General features: G+C 51.2%; 22 protein-coding genes. 16 read left to right on the top strand and 6 right to left on the bottom strand.

What is annotated here, in order from left to right; genetic code table 11:
- Positions 1 to 10: 10 nt before the first annotated feature.
- The 6 genes from xseB to FW767_RS04300 form a co-directional block, all read right to left on the bottom strand.
- The gene (xseB, locus tag FW767_RS04325) at positions 11 to 229 is read right to left on the bottom strand and encodes an exodeoxyribonuclease VII small subunit (RefSeq protein WP_121698648.1); all 219 of its coding nucleotides are present in this window, start codon (positions 227 to 229) and stop codon (positions 11 to 13) included.
- 19 nt (positions 230 to 248) lie between these two features.
- The gene (xseA, locus tag FW767_RS04320; protein ID WP_121698647.1) at positions 249 to 1,541 is read right to left on the bottom strand and encodes an exodeoxyribonuclease VII large subunit; all 1,293 of its coding nucleotides are present in this window, start codon (positions 1,539 to 1,541) and stop codon (positions 249 to 251) included.
- 18 nt (positions 1,542 to 1,559) lie between these two features.
- Positions 1,560 to 2,201 (bottom strand): DUF3256 family protein, encoded by a 642-nt coding sequence (locus FW767_RS04315; protein WP_121698646.1) that lies wholly within the window; start codon positions 2,199 to 2,201, stop codon positions 1,560 to 1,562.
- 5 nt (positions 2,202 to 2,206) lie between these two features.
- Positions 2,207 to 3,961, bottom strand: a complete 1,755-nt coding sequence (locus tag FW767_RS04310; protein ID WP_121698645.1) for a DEAD/DEAH box helicase — start codon at positions 3,959 to 3,961, stop codon at positions 2,207 to 2,209.
- 25 nt (positions 3,962 to 3,986) lie between these two features.
- Positions 3,987 to 5,303, bottom strand: coding sequence for a ribosome biogenesis GTPase Der (gene der, locus FW767_RS04305; protein WP_121698644.1), 1,317 nt, complete (start codon positions 5,301 to 5,303; stop codon positions 3,987 to 3,989).
- Between the two features lie 65 nt (positions 5,304 to 5,368).
- The gene (locus tag FW767_RS04300; RefSeq protein ID WP_121698643.1) at positions 5,369 to 6,115 is read right to left on the bottom strand and encodes a potassium channel family protein; all 747 of its coding nucleotides are present in this window, start codon (positions 6,113 to 6,115) and stop codon (positions 5,369 to 5,371) included.
- A 142-nt stretch (positions 6,116 to 6,257) separates the two neighbouring features.
- Between FW767_RS04300 and FW767_RS04295 the strand changes: the two genes are divergently transcribed.
- From FW767_RS04295 to FW767_RS04225, 16 genes are all read left to right on the top strand, one after another.
- On the top strand, positions 6,258 to 6,854 hold the full coding sequence (locus FW767_RS04295) for an RNA polymerase sigma factor (RefSeq protein WP_121698642.1): 597 nt from the start codon (positions 6,258 to 6,260) through the stop codon (positions 6,852 to 6,854).
- 43 nt (positions 6,855 to 6,897) lie between these two features.
- The gene (locus tag FW767_RS04290) at positions 6,898 to 7,854 is read left to right on the top strand and encodes a FecR family protein (RefSeq protein WP_205523805.1); all 957 of its coding nucleotides are present in this window, start codon (positions 6,898 to 6,900) and stop codon (positions 7,852 to 7,854) included.
- A gap of 188 nt (positions 7,855 to 8,042) precedes the next feature.
- A complete protein-coding gene (locus FW767_RS04285) occupies positions 8,043 to 11,522 on the top strand; it encodes a TonB-dependent receptor (protein WP_235898040.1) in 3,480 nt (1,159 codons plus the stop codon).
- A gap of 19 nt (positions 11,523 to 11,541) precedes the next feature.
- Positions 11,542 to 13,260 (top strand): RagB/SusD family nutrient uptake outer membrane protein, encoded by a 1,719-nt coding sequence (locus tag FW767_RS04280; RefSeq protein ID WP_235898035.1) that lies wholly within the window; start codon positions 11,542 to 11,544, stop codon positions 13,258 to 13,260.
- The gene (locus tag FW767_RS13310; protein WP_235898033.1) at positions 13,208 to 13,369 is read left to right on the top strand and encodes a RagB/SusD family nutrient uptake outer membrane protein; all 162 of its coding nucleotides are present in this window, start codon (positions 13,208 to 13,210) and stop codon (positions 13,367 to 13,369) included. Before FW767_RS04280 ends, FW767_RS13310 begins: the two co-directional genes overlap by 53 nt.
- Positions 13,370 to 13,398: 29 nt before the next feature.
- A complete protein-coding gene (locus FW767_RS04275; protein ID WP_147438721.1) occupies positions 13,399 to 14,565 on the top strand; it encodes a glycan-binding surface protein in 1,167 nt (388 codons plus the stop codon).
- Positions 14,566 to 14,570: 5 nt separating this feature from the next.
- Complete coding sequence (locus FW767_RS04270; RefSeq protein ID WP_150980367.1) at positions 14,571 to 17,099, top strand: alpha-L-arabinofuranosidase C-terminal domain-containing protein; 2,529 nt, start codon at positions 14,571 to 14,573, stop codon at positions 17,097 to 17,099.
- Between the two features lie 169 nt (positions 17,100 to 17,268).
- Complete coding sequence (locus FW767_RS04265) at positions 17,269 to 17,520, top strand: toxin-antitoxin system protein (RefSeq protein WP_121698638.1); 252 nt, start codon at positions 17,269 to 17,271, stop codon at positions 17,518 to 17,520.
- On the top strand, positions 17,517 to 17,822 hold the full coding sequence (locus tag FW767_RS04260; RefSeq protein WP_121698637.1) for a type II toxin-antitoxin system YafQ family toxin: 306 nt from the start codon (positions 17,517 to 17,519) through the stop codon (positions 17,820 to 17,822). Before FW767_RS04265 ends, FW767_RS04260 begins: the two co-directional genes overlap by 4 nt.
- A complete protein-coding gene (gene nfo, locus FW767_RS04255) occupies positions 17,819 to 18,664 on the top strand; it encodes a deoxyribonuclease IV (protein ID WP_121698636.1) in 846 nt (281 codons plus the stop codon). Before FW767_RS04260 ends, nfo begins: the two co-directional genes overlap by 4 nt.
- Positions 18,665 to 18,730: 66 nt before the next feature.
- Complete coding sequence (gene pdxA, locus FW767_RS04250; RefSeq protein ID WP_121698635.1) at positions 18,731 to 19,834, top strand: 4-hydroxythreonine-4-phosphate dehydrogenase PdxA; 1,104 nt, start codon at positions 18,731 to 18,733, stop codon at positions 19,832 to 19,834.
- 18 nt (positions 19,835 to 19,852) lie between these two features.
- Complete coding sequence (locus tag FW767_RS04245; protein ID WP_121698634.1) at positions 19,853 to 20,557, top strand: NTP transferase domain-containing protein; 705 nt, start codon at positions 19,853 to 19,855, stop codon at positions 20,555 to 20,557.
- A 57-nt stretch (positions 20,558 to 20,614) separates the two neighbouring features.
- On the top strand, positions 20,615 to 21,478 hold the full coding sequence (locus FW767_RS04240) for an ATP-grasp domain-containing protein (RefSeq protein WP_121698633.1): 864 nt from the start codon (positions 20,615 to 20,617) through the stop codon (positions 21,476 to 21,478).
- Positions 21,479 to 21,486: 8 nt separating this feature from the next.
- Positions 21,487 to 22,434 carry a CDP-alcohol phosphatidyltransferase family protein gene (locus tag FW767_RS04235; RefSeq protein ID WP_121698632.1) on the top strand — a complete coding sequence of 316 codons (948 nt, stop codon included), beginning with the start codon at positions 21,487 to 21,489 and terminating at the stop codon, positions 22,432 to 22,434.
- The gene (locus tag FW767_RS04230; RefSeq protein ID WP_121698631.1) at positions 22,421 to 23,134 is read left to right on the top strand and encodes an HAD family hydrolase; all 714 of its coding nucleotides are present in this window, start codon (positions 22,421 to 22,423) and stop codon (positions 23,132 to 23,134) included. Before FW767_RS04235 ends, FW767_RS04230 begins: the two co-directional genes overlap by 14 nt.
- 222 nt (positions 23,135 to 23,356) lie before the next feature.
- Positions 23,357 to 24,664 carry an inositol-3-phosphate synthase gene (locus tag FW767_RS04225; protein WP_121698630.1) on the top strand — a complete coding sequence of 436 codons (1,308 nt, stop codon included), beginning with the start codon at positions 23,357 to 23,359 and terminating at the stop codon, positions 24,662 to 24,664.
- The last annotated feature ends 174 nt before the right edge of the window (positions 24,665 to 24,838 follow it).

Below are 24,838 nucleotides of genomic sequence, written 5' to 3'. Positions count from 1 at the left end.
CCGCACGCGTTCAATTAGAGGTATCGAGAATCGAGCGAAGCTCCTCGTCGGTAGCGGTCAGACGGCTGCGACACTCGGCGAGCAATTCTGTGGCACGCCTTGTATAGCATGCCAGCAGGTCAATATCAAGAGCGTCGCTCTGCATGCGCTTCATTATATCTTCAAGTTCAGCTATGGCCTGATTGTAGGACAATTCCTTGACAGGCACAAATTCGGGAGTTTCCACCATATTTATTACTAATGTATTGTTATTGTTTTACCGACACGATTGTTCCGGATGCCACCATAGTCTCAAGCACAGCACCGGCCGGCACTTCCGCGGCATCGGTCACGGCATGCCCGTTGTAACGCGTCACAGAATATCCGCGCCGCAGAGTTGCCTCTGGCGACAGCATGTCGAGCATCTCGCCGAGCGACTGCAACCGCGCACAGCGTCGTTCCATCACGGCAGCGAGCACAACCGGCAATGACGAGGCTACGGTATCAAGCCGCGAAAGCTGAGGACGTATACGACGGTCCGAAAGCTGCCCTACCCACATCATGCAACGGTCGAGTTTACCCCGCTGTCGGTCAACGACAGCCGAAGGCAGCGAAGGCAACGCACCTTCAATACGTCCGAGCTGCTCCTTGGCACCCGAGAGCCTGTCACCGGCAAGTCTTACAATCTCCCTGCCGATAACTCCAAGACGTTCCAGCTCGTTTTTGCCCCGCTCAATCAACCACTCCGCAGCTGCCGTAGGTGTTTTCACCCTCACCCCGGCCACATAGTCGAGTATCGTCACATCGCGTTCGTGACCTATGCCCACGATGACAGGAAGCGGAAATTGCGCCACATTGGCCGCAAGTTCATAATTCTCAAAGCCCAGAAGATCACTTGTGGCGCCTCCGCCGCGTATTATAACCACGCAGTCCCAGTCATCTTGCGACGCAGCAATATCGCCCAGCGCGGCTATGACTGTAGGTACCACACGGTCGCCCTGCATCATTGCCGGAAAAAGTTTTGTCACAAAACGAAGACGCAAAGCATTATCAGTCAGCTGCTTCATAAAATCGCCGTAGCCCGCCGCTCCTTCGGCCGATATAACGGCTATACGCAATGACGGCACGGGCCAAGGCAGCTCACGGTTCATATTGATTATACCCTCGCTCTTCAGCCGTGCAATCATCTCGTTGCGGCGACGCACTATGTCGCCCATCGTGTATTCCGGATTCACGGCATTTATGACCAGCGACATACCATAGACCGGATGCATGGACACCGATGCACAAAGCATCACTTTAAGTCCGGTACGAAAATCCTGCCCGGTAGCGGTCAGAAAACGCTGGCGTATGTCTACAAACCTGTTGGCCCATATGGCACCGCGCGCTTTCGCCACAGTAGCACCGCTTGCGGAGTCCTTCTGAAGCAATTCCATATAGCAATGTCCGCCACGTACAATGACGTCGCTCAATTCGGCGGTAATCCACACATTCTGTGTGGCACCCGTCATAACGAGCGACGCTATGCGTTTGTTAAGTTGCAGCAGTGTCAGCGACTCCATCAACAGCAGAAAAGACGGTTACTTACCCATCGGCTCCATCATCTTTCCCGTCCAGCGATACTTAAGTACGGGGTGTATTGAGGCCGACACCATCTTGTAGACATCGGGCGACAGAAATTCCTGAAGATTGTTGGTCAGAGTAAGCACGGCAGTAGCATTATCGTAATCATACTTTGCAAGCATAAACGGTATGAGAGCAGCGACATTGGATGCATCCTTATCGCCGTCGGAAGTAAGCCATGCGTCAAGGTCCGGAGCCTTGAACAGAGGGGCCGACATCTTCTCCCAGCGACGATTGTAAAACGATATATGGCTGTCATGAGCCGGAGCCGCCACAGTCTGTATGACCGCAATTATCGAGTCATTACCATAAGGCAGTATGGATATCTGATAGGATGACGCGTCGGTCATGGCTATCTTTATGTCATCCGGCGTCAATGCGGTCACACGCGACTTGCCCTGCAGGGCATTCTGTGTAGGAGTGGCCGAGCCGCTGTTGAAGTAATCGATCATGTCAAGACGTGCGTTCTTGTCAAGCAACGGAAACAACGGTGCCGGAGCATCGGCAAAAGCGCCTGCAGCCGTAAGCCGTGCCGATGCATTCTGCATTCCGGCCAACGACATAACCATGACAACGGCTATATTTATCAATCTTTTCATAATTGTCAGTGTTTACGGGAACCTTTCTTTCCTTTTTTAATGAATTTATCAAAACTTCCTCCGTTCTTATCCTCTTTCGAGTCGCGTTTGCGCCGTGAAGCCCGCGAATAATCTTTCTCCGGATCGGCTATCTCGGCGTAAAGTTTATGTCCGACAAAATCGAGGCCTGTCATGCCGTCCACTACCCTGCGAGCATCGGACTTTTTCACGTCAAAAAGCGAATAGCCCGGCATGAGGTCTATACGTCCTACATCGACTCGCGCTCCGTGTATGGCATGGTTAAGTATATCTATAAGATTTCCGGCATAAAAGCCGTCGTTCTTACCGGCGTTGACATATATACGCGCCATTCCGCGGTCGGCAGTACGGCGGTCCTTTTCTGCCGCGGTGCGCGGACGCGCCGGCTCTTTCTTCTCCTTTTTGGTTTTTTCGTCGATAAAATCTATGACCGGAGCATCTTTATAATACTCAAGCAGGCGGTTGAATTCAAGCGACACCACGCGCTTAAGCAGGTCCTCCTGCGACAACCAGCACAGTTTTCGGCTTACACCGGGTATATACTTCGCTATCTCCTCATCGTCGACCTTTACGCGCTCTATGCGGTCAGCAAGATTATACAACTGTTTCTCTATGATATGCTCAGGGGTAGGCACCTCCTTGCGTTCAAAGGTCTTGCCTATCTTCTTCTCTATGTCACGCAACTTATTGCGCTCTCGCGAATGAATAATGGCCACCGATATGCCGGTTTTACCTGCTCGGCCCGTACGGCCGGAGCGGTGGGTATAGGTGGCTATGTCATCAGGAAGTCCGTAGTTTATGACATGGGTAAGATTGCTCACGTCAAGACCGCGTGCAGCCACATCGGTAGCCACAAGCAGCGACAGCACCCCGTCACGAAATTTCTTCATCACCTGATCGCGCTGTGCCTGCGACAATTCTCCGTGCAGCGAGTCGGCGTTGTATCCGTCCTGTATAAGCCGGTCGGCAATCTCCTGAGTATCCTTACGGGTGCGGCAGAAGATGATGCCGTATATATTGGGGGTATCATCGGCAATGCGCTTAAGCGCAAGATACTTGTCGCGCGCGTGAACCATATAATACACGTGTCTTACATTCTCCGATCCGGTATTTTTCTCTCCCACCACAAACTCCTGCGGGTCATGCATGTATCGCTTGGCAATCTTGGCGATTTCATTGGGCATCGTAGCCGAGAACAGCAGCATCTTGCGGTCATCGGGCACATGTGAGAGTATATCGTTTATATCATCGATAAAGCCCATGTTCAGCATTTCGTCAGCCTCATCGAGAATAACGGTATGCACGTTGGAAAGATCCACAACTCCGCGTTTCATAAGGTCGAGCAGACGTCCGGGCGTGGCCACAATGACCTGAACGCCCTGTCGGAGACTGCGTATCTGGCTCTCAATGCTCGATCCTCCGTATACAGGCAGCACCCTTACAGCCGGCATGTACTTGGAAAAGTCGGCCAAGTCACTGCCTATCTGCAGGCACAACTCTCTTGTGGGAGCGATGATCAGCGCCTGAGGCACATTGGCCGAGGGATTAAGGCGCTGCAGCACCGGCAATCCGAAAGCGGCCGTCTTACCCGTACCTGTCTGGGCAAGCGCCACCACATCACCGTCCTCATTAAGCAAATGAGGTATAACCTTTTCCTGTACCGGCATGGGGTGTTCAAAACCCATCTCTTCAATGGCCTTGCGCAGATCACCGCGCACTCCCAATTCTTCAAATGTCTTCATTTTTCTGTTTTTTTGTTTTTACGACCTACTTCTCACGCATGTAAACGTTGATCGGCGTACCTGTAAAGTCCCATTTCTCTCGAATCTTGTTTTCCAGATAACGTCGATAGGGTTCTTTGACCCACTGGGGGAGGTTACAGAAAAATATAAATGTGGGAATTGGTGACTCCTTTAGCATGGTCACATATTTAATCTTGATGTATTTGCCTTTATTGGCCGGGGGAGGATAAGCGCCTATCACCTCCTGCATGTACACGTTGAGCTGCGAGGTGGGTATTATGCGTTCACGGTTTTTATACACGTCCACAGCAGTCTCGATAACCTTGAATATCCTCTGCTTGGTAAGCGCCGAGCCGAAAATGATGGGAAAATCGGTGAACGGAGCGAAGCGGTTGCGTATAGCCGCCTCGAAATGGCGTATGGCCTCCTGCGACTTGTCCTTGACAAGGTCCCATTTGTTGACACACACCACAAGCCCTTTCTTGTTGCGCTGAATAAGCGAGAATATGCTTACATCCTGACTCTCTATGCCGAGCGTGGCGTCAACCATGAGTATACATACATCCGACGCCTCGATAGCCCTTATGGAGCGTATCACGGAGTAGTACTCTATGTCTTCGTTGACTTTGTTCTTCTTACGTATGCCGGCAGTGTCGACAAGGTAGAAGTCGAAGCCGAATTTATTGTAGCGCGTGTATATGGAGTCGCGGGTAGTGCCGGCTATATTAGTCACAATATTGCGGTCCTCGCCTATAAACGAGTTTATAATCGATGACTTTCCCGCATTAGGGCGCCCCACGATAGCGAATTTAGGTATCTTCTCCAGTTCCTGCTCTTGGGAGTCATCCTCGGGCAGGTCCTTGACTATCTCGTCGAGCAATTCACCCGTACCCGACCCGTTGGCCGACGATATCGAGTATGGCTCGCCGAGGCCCAGCGAATAAAATTCGGGAACATTGAAGCGCGACTCCCCGGCATCGGTCTTGTTGGCCACAAGTATCACCGGCTTCTTGGAACGGCGAAGTATGTTGGCCACATGATCGTCGAGGTCGGTGACTCCGTTCATGGCGTCGACCACAAAAAGTATGACGTCGGCCTCTTCGATGGCAAGATACACCTGCTTGTTGATCTCGCTTTCAAAGATATCCTCCGAATTTACGACCCATCCGCCGGTATCGACAATCGAAAATTCCTTCCCGCACCAGTCTACCTTGCCGTACTGACGGTCACGGGTAGTACCGGCTGTATCGTCGACAATCGCCGTGCGTGTCTGTGTCAGTCGGTTGAAAAGCGTCGATTTACCCACATTCGGGCGTCCGACTATTGCTACAAGTCTTCCCATAATTATCTTTTAAACTGCAAATTTAACATTTTTAGCCCAATAATCTTCATTTACCGGGTCGATTCTCATGTCGCACCTTTATAATCACCGGTGTCAGACCTCTTCACTTTAAGCGGAGCACTGAACATAGTCGTGCCGCGCCGGCTGTTGTAACGCTGTACCAATCCGGTTATATACACCGTAAAAAGCGGAAACATCATCATACCCATACCGGCAAGTATCACGGCAAGTATCTTGCCCGCTACTGTCACCGGGTATATGTCACACCCTATAGTTGTAGCGTTCATACACGCCCACCATAGAGCGGCCCCGTAGTCAGGCACCATATTGTTGACCGGCTGCTCCTTTTCAAGAAATATCAGGCTCGCGAAATAAATCACTGACAACATTATGGCCAGATAAGAAAACAACAGCGACGACAATCTATTGGACGTCATGTAGCCTATCACTATCGACAAAGCGAGCGCCCCGCGCACCAGCGGCACAAAACGCAGGAAATACAACACCTCCCTCGAAAAATCAATATGCCACAGGCTTATAATGTTGAGATACGGTATCGACACCATGAAGAAAAACCAGCGCTGACGCATGTATCGCCATTTGTCATCAGCCATAAACAACTCTATAAAAAAGTCGGTCATAAACACCACACATACCAAGAGCTGAAAACGCATATAACTTTCGTTTTTCAGGAAGTCCACGCCGGTGAAAGTATCGATGGATATGTAAACGATAAGACCGAGCGACAGCAAAAACACCATCACATACAGCACCGTCTTTATATATCGTGTATCCCTCGTCGAAAGCTTCATGACAATACATACGTTATACTCTTGTATAACAATCATCATGCGGTTTTTGATTAAATAAAGATAGTATCGGTTTTACACAATACAATATTGTCTCGTAACGGTATTTATTCTTAAATTTGCGGCGCCAACAACCGAGCAGACAATGGAACAAGACCTCATAAAGCATCTGAACGCGGGCGACCGCCATGCATTTGACAGGCTCTACGGCCTGTATGCCGGACGCATAATGTCGTTTTGTATGAAGTACCTTAACTCGGCCGAAGATGCCGAGGACATAGTGCAGGATGTATTCATAGCGCTGTGGAACAATCGTAACAAGCTGAAAAACACCACAAGCGTAAAACCGTTTTTATACACCGCCGCCCGCAACCGCATAATCAACATATACAGAGCGAAGGTCAATTCGCCACTTTACGAAGACTATGTGGCCATACGGGATGAGCACGCACAGGAAGCATCGGGCTCGTCAGCCATTGAGTACAAGGAGTTTGAGCATATAGTCATGGACTGCATCAACTCCCTGCCCAAAACCCAGATGGCGGTAGTGACACTATCGCGTCTGTACAACATGCCGGTCGATGAAATAGCCCGAAGGCTTCAGCTTCGTCCACAGACCGTAAAAAACGCCCTGTCAAGCGGGCTAAAGACCCTGCGTCAGCGCCTGCTGCCTCTGTTGAAGTATGACTCTGTCATAATTTTCGCGTTTTTAAAAGTATTTATCGACAATATACGTGTCTAATAATATAGGAGTCCGAAACCAAAATTCAATATATCGCATGTCAATGGATGAATTATTTAACAAACTGAAAAATGACCGGCTTACGCCCGACGACCTCAGGCGTCTGAAAAGTCATATCAACTCTTCGTCCAACGATGAGCTCGCACAATACCTGAGTGAAGACACAGGCGACAACGCGTGCACCGATGACGATATGCTGCGCCGTATAAAAAAGAGAATAGACTCCCGTATAGATACGGATCAGCTTAAAGCGCGGCAGATACGCCGTTACCGCATAGCGCTAACGGCTGCATCCATACTGCTGCCTATATTCATAATAGCCTCCGCATATCTTTATTTTTCAGGGCGTGACATACCGGACGGCTCATCGGCCATGTGTTCCGTAAGCACGGCCGCAGGCGAAATATCCACCGTGACACTGCCCGACGGTACGGCAGTGACGCTAAACGGCGACAGCCGATTGGAGTTTCACGCTGATTTCAGCGTGAAAAAGCGCCGTCAGGTCACCTTTCACGGTGAGGCATACTTTGACGTGGCCAAGGATGCCGACCACCCGTTTGAAATACTCGCTCCCGAAATGACCGTAGAGGTTCTCGGCACAAAATTCAATATCGTAGCCGGCGATAGCGGCCACCCGTCCTCACTGACCCTTGAAAGCGGCAAGGTAGCCCTTACCGCTACAGGCTCGGATGAGAAAGTGACCCTGTCACCCGGTGAACGGGCCACACTGACCCCGGGAAGCGACAAATTCAGCGTAGACACCGCCGCTATCGACGGTAGCACACAATGGATGGCAAAAGAGCTGATTTTTGACGATGCATCGCCCGAAAGCATAGTGGCCGTGATAGAAAACCATTATGGCGTAAAACTAAATCCCGCGATTAAAAATAAAATCAACGAAAACTTCTCCGGAACCCTACCGGGCGGAAGTTTGTCGGAAACACTCGAAACACTCAGCTACATATACGGCTTCGACACATCAAACCCTACCGTAGAATAAAAACGCGACAACGCTTCTTGAAACCGATACGGTAAATTTCACATATGCAAGAATCACAAAATATGTTATAAAACATATAAATTTGTTGGTATAATAAACATAGGTCCGTGTCTTAACAACAGTATTCCCGATGGGATACCTATAATGAACCAAAACCTAAACCAATTATTAAACCAACAAGACAACTCATGAAAATGCAATGTGAAATCAGACATTGGATTGTAGCTATCATTATCGCTATGACGGCCGATTTGTGTATGTTCGCACAAGGCAAACCACCGGTAGCGACTATCGAGGCGCAAAACTCCACAGTCGAGCAAGTACTCCGATCCATTGAGTCGCAAACCTCTTATCGCTTTGCTTACAAGACAGCCCTTCTAAAACAGCTGCCCAAAGTCAACCTCAAATGTAAAGACACTCCGGTAAAAAATATTCTGGATAAAATTTTTGCAAACACCGCGGTGAGTTACCGCATAGTGTCGCCAAAGTCCATAATCATAGAAGCCAAGACAGCCGACAAGACTCCGGCAACGGCTCCCAAAAATATATCGGGCACCATAACCGGACCCGACGGAGAGCCTCTTATCGGAGCCACAATCATGGCCGATGGAGCACAGCAAGGCACAATAACCGACATAGACGGCAAGTTCAACCTTAGCGGGATAAAGGAGGGCCAGAGCGTAAGCGTGGCCTATGTAGGCTTTACTCCCCTGACCTTTACCGTCGGCAAGAACAATGTGTACAACTACAAGATGCAGGAGAACACCGAAAATCTTGAAGAGGTAGTGGTGGTAGGCTATGGCAGCATGAAAAAGCGCGACCTTTCGGGAGCTGTAGGTCAACTTAAAGGAAGCGACCTCATGAAGGGCAATCCGACCGACTTCGGCCGCGGACTTCAGGGTAAAATAGCCGGTGTCGAAGTGACACAAAACGACGGTGCGCCCGGCGGCGGTATCAGCATTCAGGTGCGAGGCGCCAACTCGTTCAGCACAAGCTCACAACCGCTCTACATAGTGGACGGTGTACCGTTTGACACCGGATCAGACCCGTCCCGCTCCGAAACCAACTACGACAGTAACAACAACAGCAACCCGCTGGCATTCATCAACCCTCACGACATAGAGTCGATTGAGGTGCTCAAGGATGCCTCTGCAGCAGCCATATACGGCTCGCGAGGAGCCAACGGCGTCATCCTCATCACCACCAAGCGCGGCGAAAAAGGATATGACAACGTAGAGTTCTCCGCCAACTTCTCGTTCTCTAGAATAGGCAAAAAAGTATCGACACTTGACCCGGTGACCTATGCCCGCTACCGAAACGAGCAGATGGAAAACGGCGCCATATACAACAACCGCCCATACTCCGACCTGCCGTTTCCCGGACAATGGTACTACAAGGAGGATGAAGACGGCAACATACTGTCAGGCGAGTATTCACCCGCTCCCGACGACTTTCTAAATCCCGAATGGTACACCGACGAAAACGGATTCAAGACATGGGTAGGAGGATCGGACTGGCAGGACCTCATATATCAGAACGGATTCTCTCAGGAATACAACATCACGGTATCGGGCGGTTCAGACCGAGGATGGTATTCATTCTCGGGCAACTACCTGAACCAGCGCGGAATAATAAAGAAGTCGGGCTTTACCCGATACTCCATACGCGCCTCGCTGGGACGCAAGATCAACAGCTGGCTCGACATGGGCACCAACATCAACTTCACAAATACCGATACCGACTTCTCCCGAACCAACTCCTACGAGTACGGTGTGATACGCTCCAGCCTCGTGTTCCCGCCCAACTACGACCCGCTGCACATGGACGACGTACCTGAAGAGGAATACAACTGGCTCGCATCCAACCCCTACGCCTACATCAATGACTCATACGACAACATACGCGCCGTAAACGTATTCACCTCATCGTACCTTGAGGCCACCATACTGCCCTGTCTGAAATTTCGCCAGAATATCGGTATCAGCTACTCGGGCCGTGACCGTGGCACATATTACGGACGTCAGACTCAGGAAGGATCGGGCAGTTTCGGAATAAACGGCAAAGGCTCAAAAGCCGACAACTGGTACAACAGCATAACAAGCGAGTCGCTCATAACATTTGACAAGCGCTTCGGCATGCACTCCCTCAACGCTGTAGGCGGATTCACGGCTGAAAAGATAAGCTGGGGCAGCAAGTCAATGTCAGCCACCGACTTTCCCAACGACAATACTCTGTATCATGACATGAGCCTCGGCAAAAACCAAGGCAAGCTCGAGAGCGACCGTGGCGAGTCGACAATGGCCTCATTTCTCGGACGCGTCAACTATATATTCAACGACCGCTACATACTCACGGCATCATACCGTGCCGACGGGTCGAGCAAATTTACCGAAAAGAACAAGTGGGCACATTTCTTCTCGGCGGCCGTGGCATGGCGACTTAGCGAGGAGAAGTTCATACGCGACCTCGGCCTGTTCAGCAACCTCAAGCTGCGACTAAGCTATGGCGAGACCGGCAATCAAAGTATAGGCAGCTACCGCACACTGCCCATGCTGTTTGCGGCCCAATATCCGTTCGGAGGCTCGCTATCAAACGGGTTCGCCAATGTCGAGTGGCGTGGCCCGGCATCAGGCGATCTGCGCTGGGAGACCACCCGTCAGTTTGACATAGGTATCGACATGAGCTTCCTCAACAACCGCATCAACTTCACAGCCGACTACTACCGCAAAAAGACCCGCGATCTGCTTCAGGAAGTCATCATAGCCCCGTCCAACGGCTTCAACCGCAAGATGGTCAACAGCGCCTACGTAACAAACGACGGTCTTGAACTGAGCGGCAGTTTCGTCATACTCGCCTACACTCCCGTAAGGTGGAACATGAAAGCCAACATATCGTTTAACCGCAACAAGATCGGAGGACTTCCGTTAGACCAGTACGCCACCCGCCTGTGGCACGCGGCCGACCAAGTGTTCATACAGCGCAACGGCTACCCCATAGGCGCCATATACGGCTACGTGGAGGACGGTTTTTACGACAATCTCGCCGAGGTAATGGCCGACCCCGATCCGGCCATACGTAAAAAAGGGCTGGCCATGGTAGGCGAAATAAAATACCGCGACCTCGACGGACAGCCCGGCATCACCGCATCGGACCGCACTATAATCGGTGACACCAACCCCGACTTCGTCTACGGCATAACCAACAATTTGGAGTGGAAAAACTTCACCCTCAGCATCTTCTTTCAAGGAAGCTACGGCAATGACATATTCAACGGCAACCTGATGGACGTTCAGATGGGAAATATCAACAACATTCCGGTATTCGCCTATAATGAACGGTGGTCAAAAGACAATACATCAGGCGCCCGGTGGCCCAAACCGGTTCAGGGCTACGAACGGGAATGGAAAATCTCTGACCGGTATGTCGAGGACGGCTCCTACCTTAAGCTGAAAGACCTTACCATCGGATATAACCTTAACAATCCGGTAAAAGGCATAAAGGGCATAAAACTTTACGCCAGCGCGTCCAACCTTTTTACAATCACCAAATACCGGTGGTTTGACCCCGAAGTAAACTCATTTGGCTCCGACGCATCGCGCCGCGGTGTAGACTGCTACTCATATCCGTCAAGCCGCACCTATTCGGTTGGCCTGAATGTGTCATTCTAAAATTAAAAACTACAACACGATGAAATCAAACAATCTCATACTGCACACAGCACGCGCGGCTGTAGTCATGTTTTCACTTATTATGGCCTATGCCTGCTCCGATTTTCTGGAAGAAAAGCCTTATGCCTTCGTAAAACCGGGTCAGGTCGGCGACAGCAACGAGGCGGCCCAGCAGTGGGTGACAGGCACTTACAGCAAAATGCTCGATGATATGGCCCGCTGGAGCTACTTCCCCCGTGTACTTGAGATGGACTGCGACTACACAAGCGGTCCCGACTGGGCATTCTCATCGGTAGGAGCGGGCAACTTCCAGAGCGACGAGATTATCGACAGTTTCTGGAAAGGCTTCTATAACCTCGTATTCCGCACCGCATATTCCGAACATTATATAAGCCTGATGTCAAACGTCGACAGCGATGTCAAAGACAACTGCATAGGCGAGATGCGGTTTCTCAAAGCATTCTCTTACTTCATGCTCACACGCGCATATGGCGAGATACCTCTGTTCTCGACACAAGAGAGCGTGGCGGTGATGAACGATGGCGAATCACTGAACAAACCCCGCGCCGCCATCAAAGATGTGTATGCCGAGATAATACGTCTTCTTGCCGGCGAAGGCGAAGAGCACGGAGCCATAGACCTGCTGTTCAGCAATACCGATTCAAAATTTGTAGAAGGACATGCATCAAAAGGCGCGGCCGCAGCGCTTCTGGTAAAAGTGTACGCTACAATGGCATCGGCGTCAATGCCGGCCGGAACGGAAATAACGGTAAAGACCGGTGAGGCATATCATTACGACGCTTCCGGCGTAAAAGCTCCCACAAGCATCGTGAACCGCACATTCGCCAAGACCGCCGTGGCAGGATACGACTTCGACTGGCAGGAGTGCTATACTAAAGCCGCCACTTATGCCGAGAATATAATAGAAGGCCAATACGGCAACTACAGCCTGCTGCCGTACGACAACCTTTGGAAGCGCGGCTTCTACAACAAGACCGAGCACATGTTCATGCTCTGCTCGGTAAGCGGCGATGAAAAATACGGCACCCACATACACCGCTACTTCAGCGGACAGCAGGACGGCGCCGGCAACGTAAGCAGCGGTATGTGGATAGGAAGCCGCTGGCACTGGTATCAGCTCTTCGAGTCGACCGACTATCGTGTGCTCAAGGGCGTAAAGCACCGCTTCCGCTATACCGATGACGTGTCATGGAACGGCGGCAGCTACTATCCCGGCACCACCGAGTATGAACGCATGGCCAAAGGATACACCGATGATGACGGAACTGTACATAATCCGGTGGCGCCATATAACGACGGAGTAAGCTACGGTTATGAATTCGGGTCAAGCCGCTGCATGGCGTTTACCACAAAGTACGATGACGTCACCGATCCGAAAATAGAGCGCACCGACGCCTACTGGCCTTTCCTGCGCTACGCCGACGTACTGTTACTATATGCCGAAGCCAAGTGCGAGCTTGACGGGGGCGTTTCGGCCGAGGCTGTAGCACGTCTTAATGAGGTACGACGCCGCAGCAATGCCACCGAAGCCACCGTGTCGGGCAACGGAGCCATTACATCGCAGGCTGCGTTACGCTCGGCCATCATCGAAGAGCGGGCCAAAGAGTTCGCCATGGAGGGCGACCGACGCTGGGACCTCATACGCTGGGGCATATATCGATGCCATGAACGCTATCGGCGGCATAAACAGCGACGGTTCACAAACCCGCTACGATGAGAACAACATATATAAATACCGCGAGAGCAAACATCTGCTGTGGCCGTTGCCCGTATCGGAGATAGACAGCAACACATCGATAGCCACCAACAACCCGGGCTGGTCATAAAACAATCATTAACCACAAGCACAAATACAATGTACAGATACTATTTCAAACTCTTGTGCGCAGTCATCGGCATAATGACGGTGACAGCGTCATGCAACGATATTGTCGACTATAACGACAACTACGATGACGGCATGACCTCTTACGGACCGCCCGTCATAACCGGGGTCTATGACGCAAATGACACCGAACTGACAGAACCGCTCGAAGCGGCCGACTTCGGACGCTTCATAATGCTGCGGGGCAAGAATCTGAGTAATATAACTAAAATAATGCTTAACGACATCGAGATAGTTGTCGATGACGTCTATGCCACCTCTACCGGCGCATGGCTCGAAGTACCCGCCAAAGCGCCCGAAGTGATAAGCAACAAGATATATTATACGACAGCCCTCGGCAAGACAGAGTATGACTTCACGGTCATCATACCTGACGTGCAGATAAAAGGACTGTATAACGAGATGGCTCTTCCGGGGTCGCTTGCCAAAGTATCGGGAGCATACTTCGACCTGCACGGGTTCGGACGCAAGGAGACTTCCAAAGTCATCATGAACGGCGAGGAACTTGCCGTACAGGACGTCACCGACTCCGAAATGACAATAGCCATACCAGAAAACGCGACACCGAACTCGACCATAAGATTTGAATGGATCGGCGTCAACGGACAGTCAGCCGTCACTGTTCCCTATGCCCGCAAAGACGACCTTATATTTGCCGACTGGACCGGCATGTACTGGGGCGACGGAGTGTTGGTAAGCCAACCTGAGGCCGGTCAGCCTCCCCTGCTGTGCGGACCATACTTCTACATAAAGAAACCGTTCGGCGCATGGGAGTGGTACACGGTATTCGGCGCCGGGTTCGGAATAGCCGATGACATAGCCGACAATCCTGAGGACTACGTATTTAAATTCGAGACATGCTCCAACATGAACACTCCGTTCCCCGACTGCGGCGACTTCGGCTATCTTATCACATTTGTCAACGACACCAATAAGTATTGCTGGAATCCGTCGTCAGAAAAGAGTTTCAACACGTTCGGCGAATGGTGTACGGTAAGAATCGAGTTCGCTGACCTTGTAGCCACGCAGAAGCCGGCCGGATGGTGCGACTTCCGCATGAATTTCCAGCCTTCCATGGAGGTGGATATAGAGCATTGTTTCAGCGGATTCCGCATCGAAAAGAAATTAACTGACTGAACGCCATGAAGCATATTACTATAGGGTTGTTTTTGCTGACTGCCGTCGCCGCACAGGGCGCCGGCGGTCAGGACATGGTGCTCGACATAGACCTTTCCTCGCGTCAGGCCGAAGTGTCGCCTGCCATGTACGGTATCTTCTTTGAAGAGATAAACCATGCCGGCGACGGAGGGCTGTATGGCGAAATGCTCATGAACCGCAGCTTTGAGGAACGTGTGATGCCCGAAGGCTATCATGTAGAAAACGGAGCTCTCGTGCCACCGGTGGTAGACAATTATATCACGGGCGAACCCACGACCAAAAGTTACCGGTGGGGTGATGACCCGTTTCCGGGCTGGGAGATAATAAAACGTGGCAATGCCGCGGCAGAGGCCCGTACGGTTACGGACAATCCCAATTTCGCCACCGCGCCCACATCCCTGCGCCTGACTGTCAAGAATCCCGGAAAGGGAGTGGCGCTTGTCAACAAGGGCTATTGGGGAGTTGCATTACAAAAAGACGCCCGTTACCGTCTGCGCATGTATGTACGCACTGCCGACGGCGGCAAGGATATGACTGTCAGGCTGACCGGAGCTTCGGGCGAGGAGCTCGGCAGCGTGCCCGTGACACTCGACACCGACGGGGAATGGCACGAATACAAAGCGGTGCTCCAAGCATCAGACACAACCTCCGACGGCCGTCTGTCAATAGAACTTCCCGGAGCCGGCACCTACTACTTCGACTATGTGTCGCTGTTTCCTGAAGACACCTACAAGGGCCGCGAGAACGGCATGCGCAAAGATGTGGCTCTCATGCTCGAAGAGCTGCACCCCGGCTTCGTAAGATGGCCCGGAGGATGCGTGGTCGAGGGCATAACGCTCAATAACCGGTTTGACTGGAAAAAGACTCTCGGCGATCCGGCATCACGCCCCGGAGAGTATGACACATGGGGCTACCGCACCACTTACGGTTTCGGCTACAAGGAGTTTCTCGACTTCTGCGAGGACCTCGGAGCCAAAGGCATGTATGTGTGCAATGTAGGGCTCGCATGCTACGGTCGCTCAGGTGAATACTGTAGCGACGAGGAAGCGCTGTACTACATACAGGATGCATTGGATGCCATAGAATACGCCATAGGCGACACCGACAGCCGATGGGGCGCCGTGAGAGCGGCCGAAGGACATCCCGAGCCGTACCCGCTCGCCTACGTGGAAATAGGCAACGAGAACTTCGGCCCGATATACGACCGACGCTACAATATGTTCTACAAGGCCATAAAAGAAAAATATCCTGACCTCACACTGATATCCAATTACGGCCTTGAAGGAAGCGAAGGAGCCGACACGATCGAAATGGTCGACCCGCACTGGTATGTGGAGCCCAAGCACTTCTTCAATACCACACGCCTCATAGACAACTACGAGCGCGGGAAACACGACATATATGTCGGTGAATATTCATGTAACCAGAATGTAGGAGGCGGCAACATGTTGGCGGCGCTAAGTGAGGCGGCATTCCTCACAGGCATAGAGCGTAACGGCGATATAGTGAAAATGGCTTCTTACGCACCGCTAATAGAGAACCGCAACGACCGCGCATGGCCCGTAAACCTTATATGGGTTGACAATGACCAAGTAGTGGGCAGGTCATCGTACTACGTGCAGAAAATGTTTGCCCAAAACCGTCCCGACTACAACCTCAAGGTCAACGCCGACATAAAGTCGGCCGACTCGGCACCGCTCATAGGCGTCGACAGCTATATCGGCTTAGGCACATGGAGTACGCAGACACAGTTCCGCAACCTGAAAGTGACCGACGCAAACGGCAATGTCATAAAAGCCGACATGAATGACGACACACAGTGGGTAACTCCGCGCGGCCAATGGACACGCGGCGACGGAGTTGCCTCACAGACAGGCATTGAAAACCGCACAGCCCTTATATGGACAGGCGGCCGGGCAACGGACGGCTCCGTAATCGAATTTGAGGTCAAAAAGACCGGTGGTAATGAAGGCTTTTTATGCTTCTTCGGCCTGCAGTCGCCCGATCTTAAAAAAGGATACATGCTTAACGCGGGAGGCTGGAACAATACGGCATCGGCCATAGAGGGTCTGGAAGACGACAATTCATCGCCGATATCACTTGTTGTGCCTGACAGACTCGACTCAGGCCGTTGGTGCAAGGCTCGCATAGTGCTCAGACACGGCAAAGCCGAATACTATCTTGACAATAAACTGAAAGTGACCTACGCGACCGAGCCTATGGAACGCAAGTTCTATGCAGCCGGATATGACGAAGCATCGGGTGAAGTAATACTTAAGATTGTCAACGCCACTCCTGAAAAGTGTAAAGCGCGGATAACATTTACAAACGGCGACGTAGAGCATACCGGACGTGTCATCGTACTTAAAGCCGATGCAGCCACCGATGAAAACTCCTTTGACGAGCCGCTGCGCATATCGCCGCAAGAGCATACATACCCGGGCTTCTCCTCGAAATTCGATTACAATTTCGAGCCCAACTCACTTACCGTAATAAGACTGACAAAAAAATGATGGTTGTCATCATGAGCAGATAAAACATACCGTCATTGCATCGGAGAGGACGCGGAGCGACACAAGCCGCGTCCTCTCCTTTTTTATATTCGGGAAAAGCAACTTTAATCCGACATAGCTTGTTTTTGATTACACAATGTATTAATTTTGTATACTAAATAATATCAATATGGATTTAGCACTTGAAAAGAAAGCCCATGTATTCCGTCTGCCTGTTTATCTTCTTGACGCCTTAAAAGAACTTGCAGCCAAAGATCGTCGCAGTTTGAACAATTATGTAGAATGTCTTCTGCTCGACGCAGTTTATCATGAGCCTAACGAGACGACCAAGGCCGCATTAAAAGAGGCAAAATCAGGTAAACTTGACGGACCGGTTGACACGTCAAGCGTAGAATCCATGCTTGGCTCAATAGGTTTATGATAGAGCTAAGATACACCGGCCAATTTAAGAAAGACTTAAAGCGTATTCTTAATCAACCCCAAAAGCTAAAAGCCCTCAATGAAGTTCTACGGATGCTCAAGAATGAGATAAAACTTCCGGAGAGATACAGGCTTCATGAGCTGATCGGAGAATACAAAGGATGCTTTGAATGTCATATAGAGGGCGATTTTTTATTAATTTGGTTCAATGAGGAGACCGATACTATTGCCTTGCTCAGGTTAGGTTCCCATTCTGAACTGTTCAAAAAACAATCATTAACACAAGACTCGATAACGATATGAAATATGTAGGAGCACACGTGTCGGTAGAGGGCGGAGTAAGCAAAGCGCCCCTCAACGCCCGTGCCATAGGAGCCGAAGCATTTGCGCTGTTTACCCGCAATCCGTCGCGCTGGAAATCCAAAGAGATATCCGACAAGGAAGCCGAAGCGTTCAAGAAAAACTGCGAGGAGTGCGGCTACACTCCGGCACAGATATTGCCTCACGACAGTTACCTTATAAATCTCGGACAGGCCGACGCCGCCAAGCTCGCCCAGTCGCGAGAGGCATTTCTCGACGAATTTCGCCGCTGCGAACAACTCGGCTTAACCATGCTTAACTTTCATCCGGGCAGCCACCTCAATCTCATCGCGGCCGACGACTGCCTCGACCTTATAGCCGAGTCTATCAACATGACCCTTGACAATACCACCGGCGTAAAAGCGGTCATAGAGAATACCGCCGGACAAGGCACCAATCTCGGGTTTACCTTCCACCACCTCGCCCGTATTATCGACAAGGTTCACGACAAGTCGCGCGTAGGAGTATGTATCGATACATGCCACGCCTTCGCCGCCGGCTATGACTTGGCCACCCCCGAAGGCTACGAAGCGGCATGGAAGGAATTTGACGACACGGTAGGCATGCAATACCTGTCAGCCATGCACATCAACGACAGCAAAAAGGGTCTCGGCTCACGTGTGGACCGCCATGAGAGCCTCGGCAAGGGAGCCATAGGTCACACTCTTTTCACGATGCTCATGCAGGACCAGCGCATGGAAGGCATTCCGCTCATTCTCGAGACTCCCGACTGGGACATCTGGGCCGAGGAAATAGCATGGATGTACTCGCAGGTCAAGGCGTAATTTCATAAAAGTTATGTGTATGTGTGGGATTATTTGTAATTTAGCGGTATATTTCAATAAATTGCAATGAAAGACAATAGAAAAATAAAGATAGGCATCACCCACGGCGACATAAACGGCATAGGCTACGAGGTGATTTTAAAGGCCCTCGAAGACCAGCGCATGACCGAATTATGCACTCCCGTCATATACGGCTCGGCCAAAATAGCGTCGTACTACCGCAAAGGCGCCGACCTGCCCCAGTTCAATATGGTGCAGATACAATCGCCCGAAGAGACTCGCGACGGCGAGGTCAACATAATAAACGTAGTGCCCGAGGACACAAAGATAGAGCCCGGAGTAGCGTCGAAAACAGCCGGCGAAGCAGCGTTTGCCGCTCTCGAACGTGCCGTGACCGACCTTCGCGCCGGAGATATAGACGTACTCGTGACAGCCCCCATAAACAAAGACACCATACACAGCGACACATTCCACTTCCCGGGTCATACCGAGTACCTCGAAGCATCGCTCGGCGACGGCGACAAAAGCCTCATGGTGCTGTGTACCGACGAGATAAGAGTGGCACTCGTGACAACACACCTGCCCATAGCCAAAGTGGCCGCGGCCATAACAAAAGATGCCATTAAAGAGAAACTCGGGATATTCAACCTGTCGCTGAAACGCGACTTCGCCATCGACGCTCCCCGCATAGCCGTACTGTCGCTCAATCCCCACTCCGGCGAAAACGGGCTGCTCGGCAACGAGGAAAAAGACATAATATCACCAGCCATCGAGGAGGCGCGGCAAGAGAAGGTGCTGGCTTTCGGACCCTATGCCGCCGACGGCTTCTTCGGTTCCGACGCCTACACGAAGTTTGACGGCATACTCGCCATGTATCACGACCAAGGCCTTGCCCCGTTCAAGACTCTGGCCATGGACTACGGCGTCAACTTCACCGCCGGATTGCCGTTTGTGCGCACATCGCCCGACCACGGTACCGGTTTTGACATAGCAGGCAAAGGTTTGGCATCACCCGAGTCCATGCGTCAGGCCATATATATGGCTATCGACGTATACCGCAACCGCATAAACTACTCGCGTGCACGGCGCAATCCGCTGCGCAAGCAGTACTTCGAGAAAGGCAAGGACAACGTGGTGCTTGACCTGACAAAAGACGACACCGAACAATAACCCCCTCACTCACGAAGCATGAACTACGCCATAATTGCCGCCGGCGAGGGATCGCGGCTCGCACAGGAAGGGGTGGCACGCCCCAAGCCTCTTGTACTACTCAACGGAGTGCCCATGATAAAGCGTCTGATCGACATAATGATGTCGTGCAATCCGGAATCGCTGTCTGTTATCGTAAACGAACAGATGACCGAAGTACGCAGCTATCTCGAAGGACTTGAGTTGCCCGTACCGTTCAATCTCGTCGTCAAATCGACTCCGAGTTCCATGCACTCTTTCAGAGAGGTAAGCCGCGAGTTCCCCTCAACCGGCAAATTCATACTCACCACCGTCGACACAATATTCCGTCAGGAAGAGTTTGCCGACTATGTAAAAGCATTCGAAGAAAGCGACGACGCAGACGGATATATGGCCGTCACCTCATTTATAGATGACGAGAAACCGTTGTACATAGATGTCGACGCCAACATGACTATAACCGCATTTCGCGACAATCCGTGGGACGGAGTGAAGTACATATCAGGTGGCATATACGGCCTCACACCTCCCGCGCTCGACATACTCGACAGCTGCATGGCCAAAGGCGTAAGCCGCATGCGCAACTACCAGCGCTCGCTCGTCGAAGGCGGTCTGAAGCTGAAAGCATGCCCTTTCAAGAAGATAGTCGATGTGGACCATGCAGGCGACATAGCCACAGCCGAGAAGTTTATCAACGGCGACTGACAGGCAACGCGGTCCACCGGCCAATATAACAAAACCGACCATACACTACAACCAATCATGACAGATATAAAAATCGCCGGCATCATGAGAGCCGGAGCATACTCGCCCAATCATATAGGAAACGACGCGGCCATATTCAACGCCACCGCCGACCAGCTGCGCAAGCGCGGGTGCATAGTAAGCATCTACAGCGAGGAGCAGTTCATAGCAGGCGAGGTCAAAGAGGATATCATAATCAACATGTGCCGCGAAATGAAATCCATACACCTGCTGCAGAAACGCGAGGACGAGGGTGCGCTTGTCATAAACTCGGGCTACGGCATAGAGAACTGCACCCGCGAGCGCATGACCCGTATTCTTGTAGGCTCTGGCATACCGTATCCTGAAAGCCTTATCGTGAATACGAACGAGGGGGTGACCGCCGCACTGAAAAAAGGCAATTTCACCCGATGCTGGATAAAACGCGGCGACTTCCACGCCATGCACAAGGAGGACGTAAGCTACGTACGCCACCCCGAGGAAGCACAGGAAGTGCTTCAGGAGTATTTCCTGCGCGGCATAAAACGGGCTGTAATAAACCGTCATCTCGAAGGCGACCTCATAAAGTTTTACGGCGTTCAGGATACTTCGTTTTTCTTTTGGTTCTATCCTTTCGATGCCGGTCACTCTAAATACGGCCACGAAGCCATCAACGGAAAGTCGCAGGGCATCGGTTTCGACAAGGACAACCTGCGCGACATATGCCGGCGCGCCGGCGAAGCACTTGACGTGAAGATCTACGGAGGCGACTGCATAGTAAGCCCCGACGGCACCATACGCATCATCGACTTCAACGACTGGCCCAGCTTCGCTCCGTGTCGTCAGGAAGCCGCCCCTTACATAGCAAAGTGCATACTCAACACCATCAAGGACCGTAAATAGACCGCACGATGAACAACGACAATAAACCGGCCTCGACCAACTACCGCGACACCCTGAAGTCGATGGACACCGAGGAACATATCGATCTGGCTTTTTACCGGCCAATAGGATATGCATGGGCATGCCTCGCAAAAAAACTCGGAGTCACCCCCAACGCCATAACCATAGCATCGATATTTCTCGGCATTGGCGCAGGCATAGCATTTTACTTCAATGACATGTGGATCAATGTCGCCGGCATGCTCCTGCTTGTATGGGCCAACTCGTTTGACTCGGCCGACGGACAGCTCGCACGCATGACCCGGCAGTACTCACGCATAGGACGCATACTTGACGGACTTAGCGGCGACCTGTGGTTTGCCACCATATACGTAGCCATATGTCTGCGCGAGAACTACAGTTCCGAATTTTTCATGGCTCACCCGTGGCTCATATGGGTCATAGCCGTGGTGACCGGCATATGTCATGCCAAACAGGCGGCCATGGCCGATTATTACCGGCAGTTTCACCTGTACTTCCTTAAAGGCGAGGAGGGCAGCGAACTGGAAAATGCCGACAATCTGAAAAAGAAACTTGCCGAACTGTCATGGAGCCGCAACTTCTGGAAAAAGCTCACAATGACGTTCTACACCAACTATACGGTAAATCAGGAAGCCACCACCCGCTCCATGCAGGAACTCCGTGCCGAATTGCGCAGGCGTTTCCCCGACGGAGTCGTTCCGCAGTCGTTCCGCGATGCATTCCGCATCAAGAGTCTGCCGTTGATGAAATACACCAACATATTGTCATTCAACTGGCGCACGATAGCCCTGTTTACATCGCTGTTTCTGCAGATGCCATGGCTATACTTCGCCTTTGAGCTGACAGTGCTCAATATTCTCCTTATATATATGGTAATTCGGCACGAAAAGATATGCAAGACGTTTACAAACCAATTGAAAGATGGCAAATACTGACATAAAAGGCATTATATTTGACTACGGCGGCACGATAGACAGCCGCGGCACCCACTGGAGCGAAGTCATATGGGACGGATACCGCGCCTCCGGCGTGGACATAGACAAATCTGCATTTCGTGACGCATACGTTTATGCCGAACGCGAACTCGCCAAGACTCCCCACATACTCCCCGACGATAACTTCTACGACCTTCTGCTAAAAAAAATGAAGATTGAGCTCGGCTATCTTGCCGACAAGTCGTTCATAAAGACATCGGAAGCCGAACTCCTCGCACCCGACATTGCCAGTTATTGCTATGAACGCGCCCGTGAATGTGTAGAAGAAGCGCGCCCCATACTTGACCGTCTCGCCGGCAGCTATCCCATGGTGCTCGTCAGCAACTTTTACGGCAACATCGAGTCGGTACTCTCCGACTTCGATCTGCTCCGCTACTTCCGCAGCATCATAGAGAGCGCTGTAGTTGGTGTACGCAAACCCGACCCGCGCATATTCGCCCTCGGCGTGGAGGCACTTGGCCTAAATCCGTCGGAAGTACTTGTTGTCGGCGATTCTTATAAAAAGGACATAGTTCCGGCCGAAAGCATAGGCTGTAAAGTGGCTTGGCTCAAAGGAAAAGGCTGGACCGCCGATGAAGACGCAGTCATGCACCCGGCAATCATAAAAAGCCTTGCCGACCTGCCCGAGGTAGCATTATAGCATTTTAACAAACGCTCCATATATCACATTTATTATTAACCCATTTAAACTAAAAAGGCTTATTTTTAATTATTCTTCACGAAAAATAATAAAAGTTAGCTGAAAAATCTTTTTACGTTTGAAAAATTAAGACTACTTTTACGCGATTTTCCCTTTGAAAGAGAGAATCATCGTAGTGAAAGAAGTATAACTAATATAAGAATTTAATTTACTATCACAAACATGAACCAGAATGACGTAAAGAAGGCCGAAGGTAAACTTGGCATTCTCGTTGTAGGACTCGGTGCTGTAAGTTCTACATTTATCACCGGTGTATTGATGGCCCGCAAAGGCCTTGCCAAGCCCGTAGGCTCTATGACACAGTACGACATAATGAGAGTAGGTGAAGGCGCCGACAAAAAATATCTTAAATACAATCAGATTGTTCCTATCGCCGACCTCAGCGACATCGTATTTGGCGCATGGGACGTATATCCGGCCAACGCTTACGAATCAGCCATAAACTGCGAGGTTCTTAAAGAAAAAGATATCAACCCCGTAAAGGACGAACTCGAAAACATCAAGCCCATGAAGGCTGCTTTCGACCATAACTACGCCAGCCGTCTTGACGGTGACAACGTCAAGGACTGCAAGACCCGCTGGGACATGGTACAGGAGCTCAAGAAAGACATTCGCGAGTTCAAGGAAGCCAACGGCTGCTCACGCATAGTTGTACTCTGGGCTGCTTCGACTGAAGTCTACGTTCCTGTAAACGAACAGATCCACTATAACCTCGCCGACCTCGAAAAGGCCATGAAGGAAGATGACCGCGAACACATCGCTCCCTCGATGTGCTACGCTTACGCAGCCCTTACCGAAGGTGCTCCTTTCATCATGGGCGCTCCCAACACCACTGTTGACATACCCGCCATGTGGGAACTTGCCGAAAAGACCAAGATGCCTATTGCCGGCAAGGACTTCAAGACCGGCCAGACACTTGTAAAATCAGGCTTTGCCCCCATCATCGGAGTACGTTGCCTCGGACTCGCCGGATGGTTCTCAACCAACATCCTCGGCAACCGCGACGGTCTTGTGCTTGACGAGCCCGCCAACTTCCGCACCAAAGAGGTCAGCAAGCTCTCTACGCTCGAGTCAATCCTCGTGCCCGAAAAGCAGCCCGACCTGTACACCGATTACTACCACAAAGTACGCATCAACTACTATCCCCCGCGCAACGACAACAAAGAGGGATGGGACAACATCGACATCTTCGGCTGGATGGGCTATCCGATGCAGATCAAGATCAACTTCCTCTGCCGCGATTCTATCCTCGCCGCTCCCTTGTGTCTCGACCTGTGCTTACTTTCTGACTTGGCGGCACGCTGCGGACGTTACGGCACACAGCGCTTCCTGAGCTTCTTCCTCAAGAGCCCTATGCACGACTACACCAAGGACGAAGTGCCTGTAAACAACCTCTTCGAACAGTACGTAATGCTCAAGAACGCTATTCGCGAAATGGGCGGTTACAAAGCCGACGAACTCATCGACTAACAACGATAGCTCAAGAATAAAATCACCGACGGGAGGCTGCTTATGCTGCAGCCTCCCGTTTTTTACAATCGACCAAAATCCGATAAATGAAAAAAACGGTTGTCAGTCGCATTTACAAAAATCTAATATAAAATGGGAGAGCGGGAGTCTTAAACAGACTCCGCAAGAGAGATG

This window comes from Heminiphilus faecis (assembly GCF_008728965.1).
GTDB classification, from domain to species: Bacteria; Bacteroidota; Bacteroidia; order Bacteroidales; family Muribaculaceae; genus Muribaculum; species Muribaculum faecis.
This window is presented reverse-complemented; position numbering and strand designations above follow the sequence as displayed.

Coding starts and splice junctions, on each gene's coding strand:
- FW767_RS04270 (WP_150980367.1), top strand. CDS start 14,571: ATGAAGCATATTACTATAGGGTTGTTTTTGCTGACTGCCGTCGCCGCA.
- FW767_RS13310 (WP_235898033.1), top strand. CDS start 13,208: ATGAACGCTATCGGCGGCATAAACAGCGACGGTTCACAAACCCGCTAC.
- der (WP_121698644.1), bottom strand. CDS start 5,303: ATGGGAAGACTTGTAGCAATAGTCGGACGCCCGAATGTGGGTAAATCG.
- FW767_RS04295 (WP_121698642.1), top strand. CDS start 6,258: ATGGAACAAGACCTCATAAAGCATCTGAACGCGGGCGACCGCCATGCA.
- FW767_RS04280 (WP_235898035.1), top strand. CDS start 11,542: ATGAAATCAAACAATCTCATACTGCACACAGCACGCGCGGCTGTAGTC.
- nfo (WP_121698636.1), top strand. CDS start 17,819: ATGAAATATGTAGGAGCACACGTGTCGGTAGAGGGCGGAGTAAGCAAA.
- xseB (WP_121698648.1), bottom strand. CDS start 229: ATGGTGGAAACTCCCGAATTTGTGCCTGTCAAGGAATTGTCCTACAAT.
- FW767_RS04265 (WP_121698638.1), top strand. CDS start 17,269: ATGGATTTAGCACTTGAAAAGAAAGCCCATGTATTCCGTCTGCCTGTT.
- FW767_RS04240 (WP_121698633.1), top strand. CDS start 20,615: ATGACAGATATAAAAATCGCCGGCATCATGAGAGCCGGAGCATACTCG.
- FW767_RS04235 (WP_121698632.1), top strand. CDS start 21,487: ATGAACAACGACAATAAACCGGCCTCGACCAACTACCGCGACACCCTG.
- FW767_RS04275 (WP_147438721.1), top strand. CDS start 13,399: ATGTACAGATACTATTTCAAACTCTTGTGCGCAGTCATCGGCATAATG.
- FW767_RS04260 (WP_121698637.1), top strand. CDS start 17,517: ATGATAGAGCTAAGATACACCGGCCAATTTAAGAAAGACTTAAAGCGT.
- FW767_RS04290 (WP_205523805.1), top strand. CDS start 6,898: ATGGATGAATTATTTAACAAACTGAAAAATGACCGGCTTACGCCCGAC.
- FW767_RS04225 (WP_121698630.1), top strand. CDS start 23,357: ATGAACCAGAATGACGTAAAGAAGGCCGAAGGTAAACTTGGCATTCTC.
- FW767_RS04300 (WP_121698643.1), bottom strand. CDS start 6,115: ATGAAGCTTTCGACGAGGGATACACGATATATAAAGACGGTGCTGTAT.
- FW767_RS04285 (WP_235898040.1), top strand. CDS start 8,043: ATGAAAATGCAATGTGAAATCAGACATTGGATTGTAGCTATCATTATC.
- pdxA (WP_121698635.1), top strand. CDS start 18,731: ATGAAAGACAATAGAAAAATAAAGATAGGCATCACCCACGGCGACATA.
- FW767_RS04310 (WP_121698645.1), bottom strand. CDS start 3,961: ATGAAGACATTTGAAGAATTGGGAGTGCGCGGTGATCTGCGCAAGGCC.
- FW767_RS04230 (WP_121698631.1), top strand. CDS start 22,421: ATGGCAAATACTGACATAAAAGGCATTATATTTGACTACGGCGGCACG.
- xseA (WP_121698647.1), bottom strand. CDS start 1,541: ATGGAGTCGCTGACACTGCTGCAACTTAACAAACGCATAGCGTCGCTC.
- FW767_RS04245 (WP_121698634.1), top strand. CDS start 19,853: ATGAACTACGCCATAATTGCCGCCGGCGAGGGATCGCGGCTCGCACAG.
- FW767_RS04315 (WP_121698646.1), bottom strand. CDS start 2,201: ATGAAAAGATTGATAAATATAGCCGTTGTCATGGTTATGTCGTTGGCC.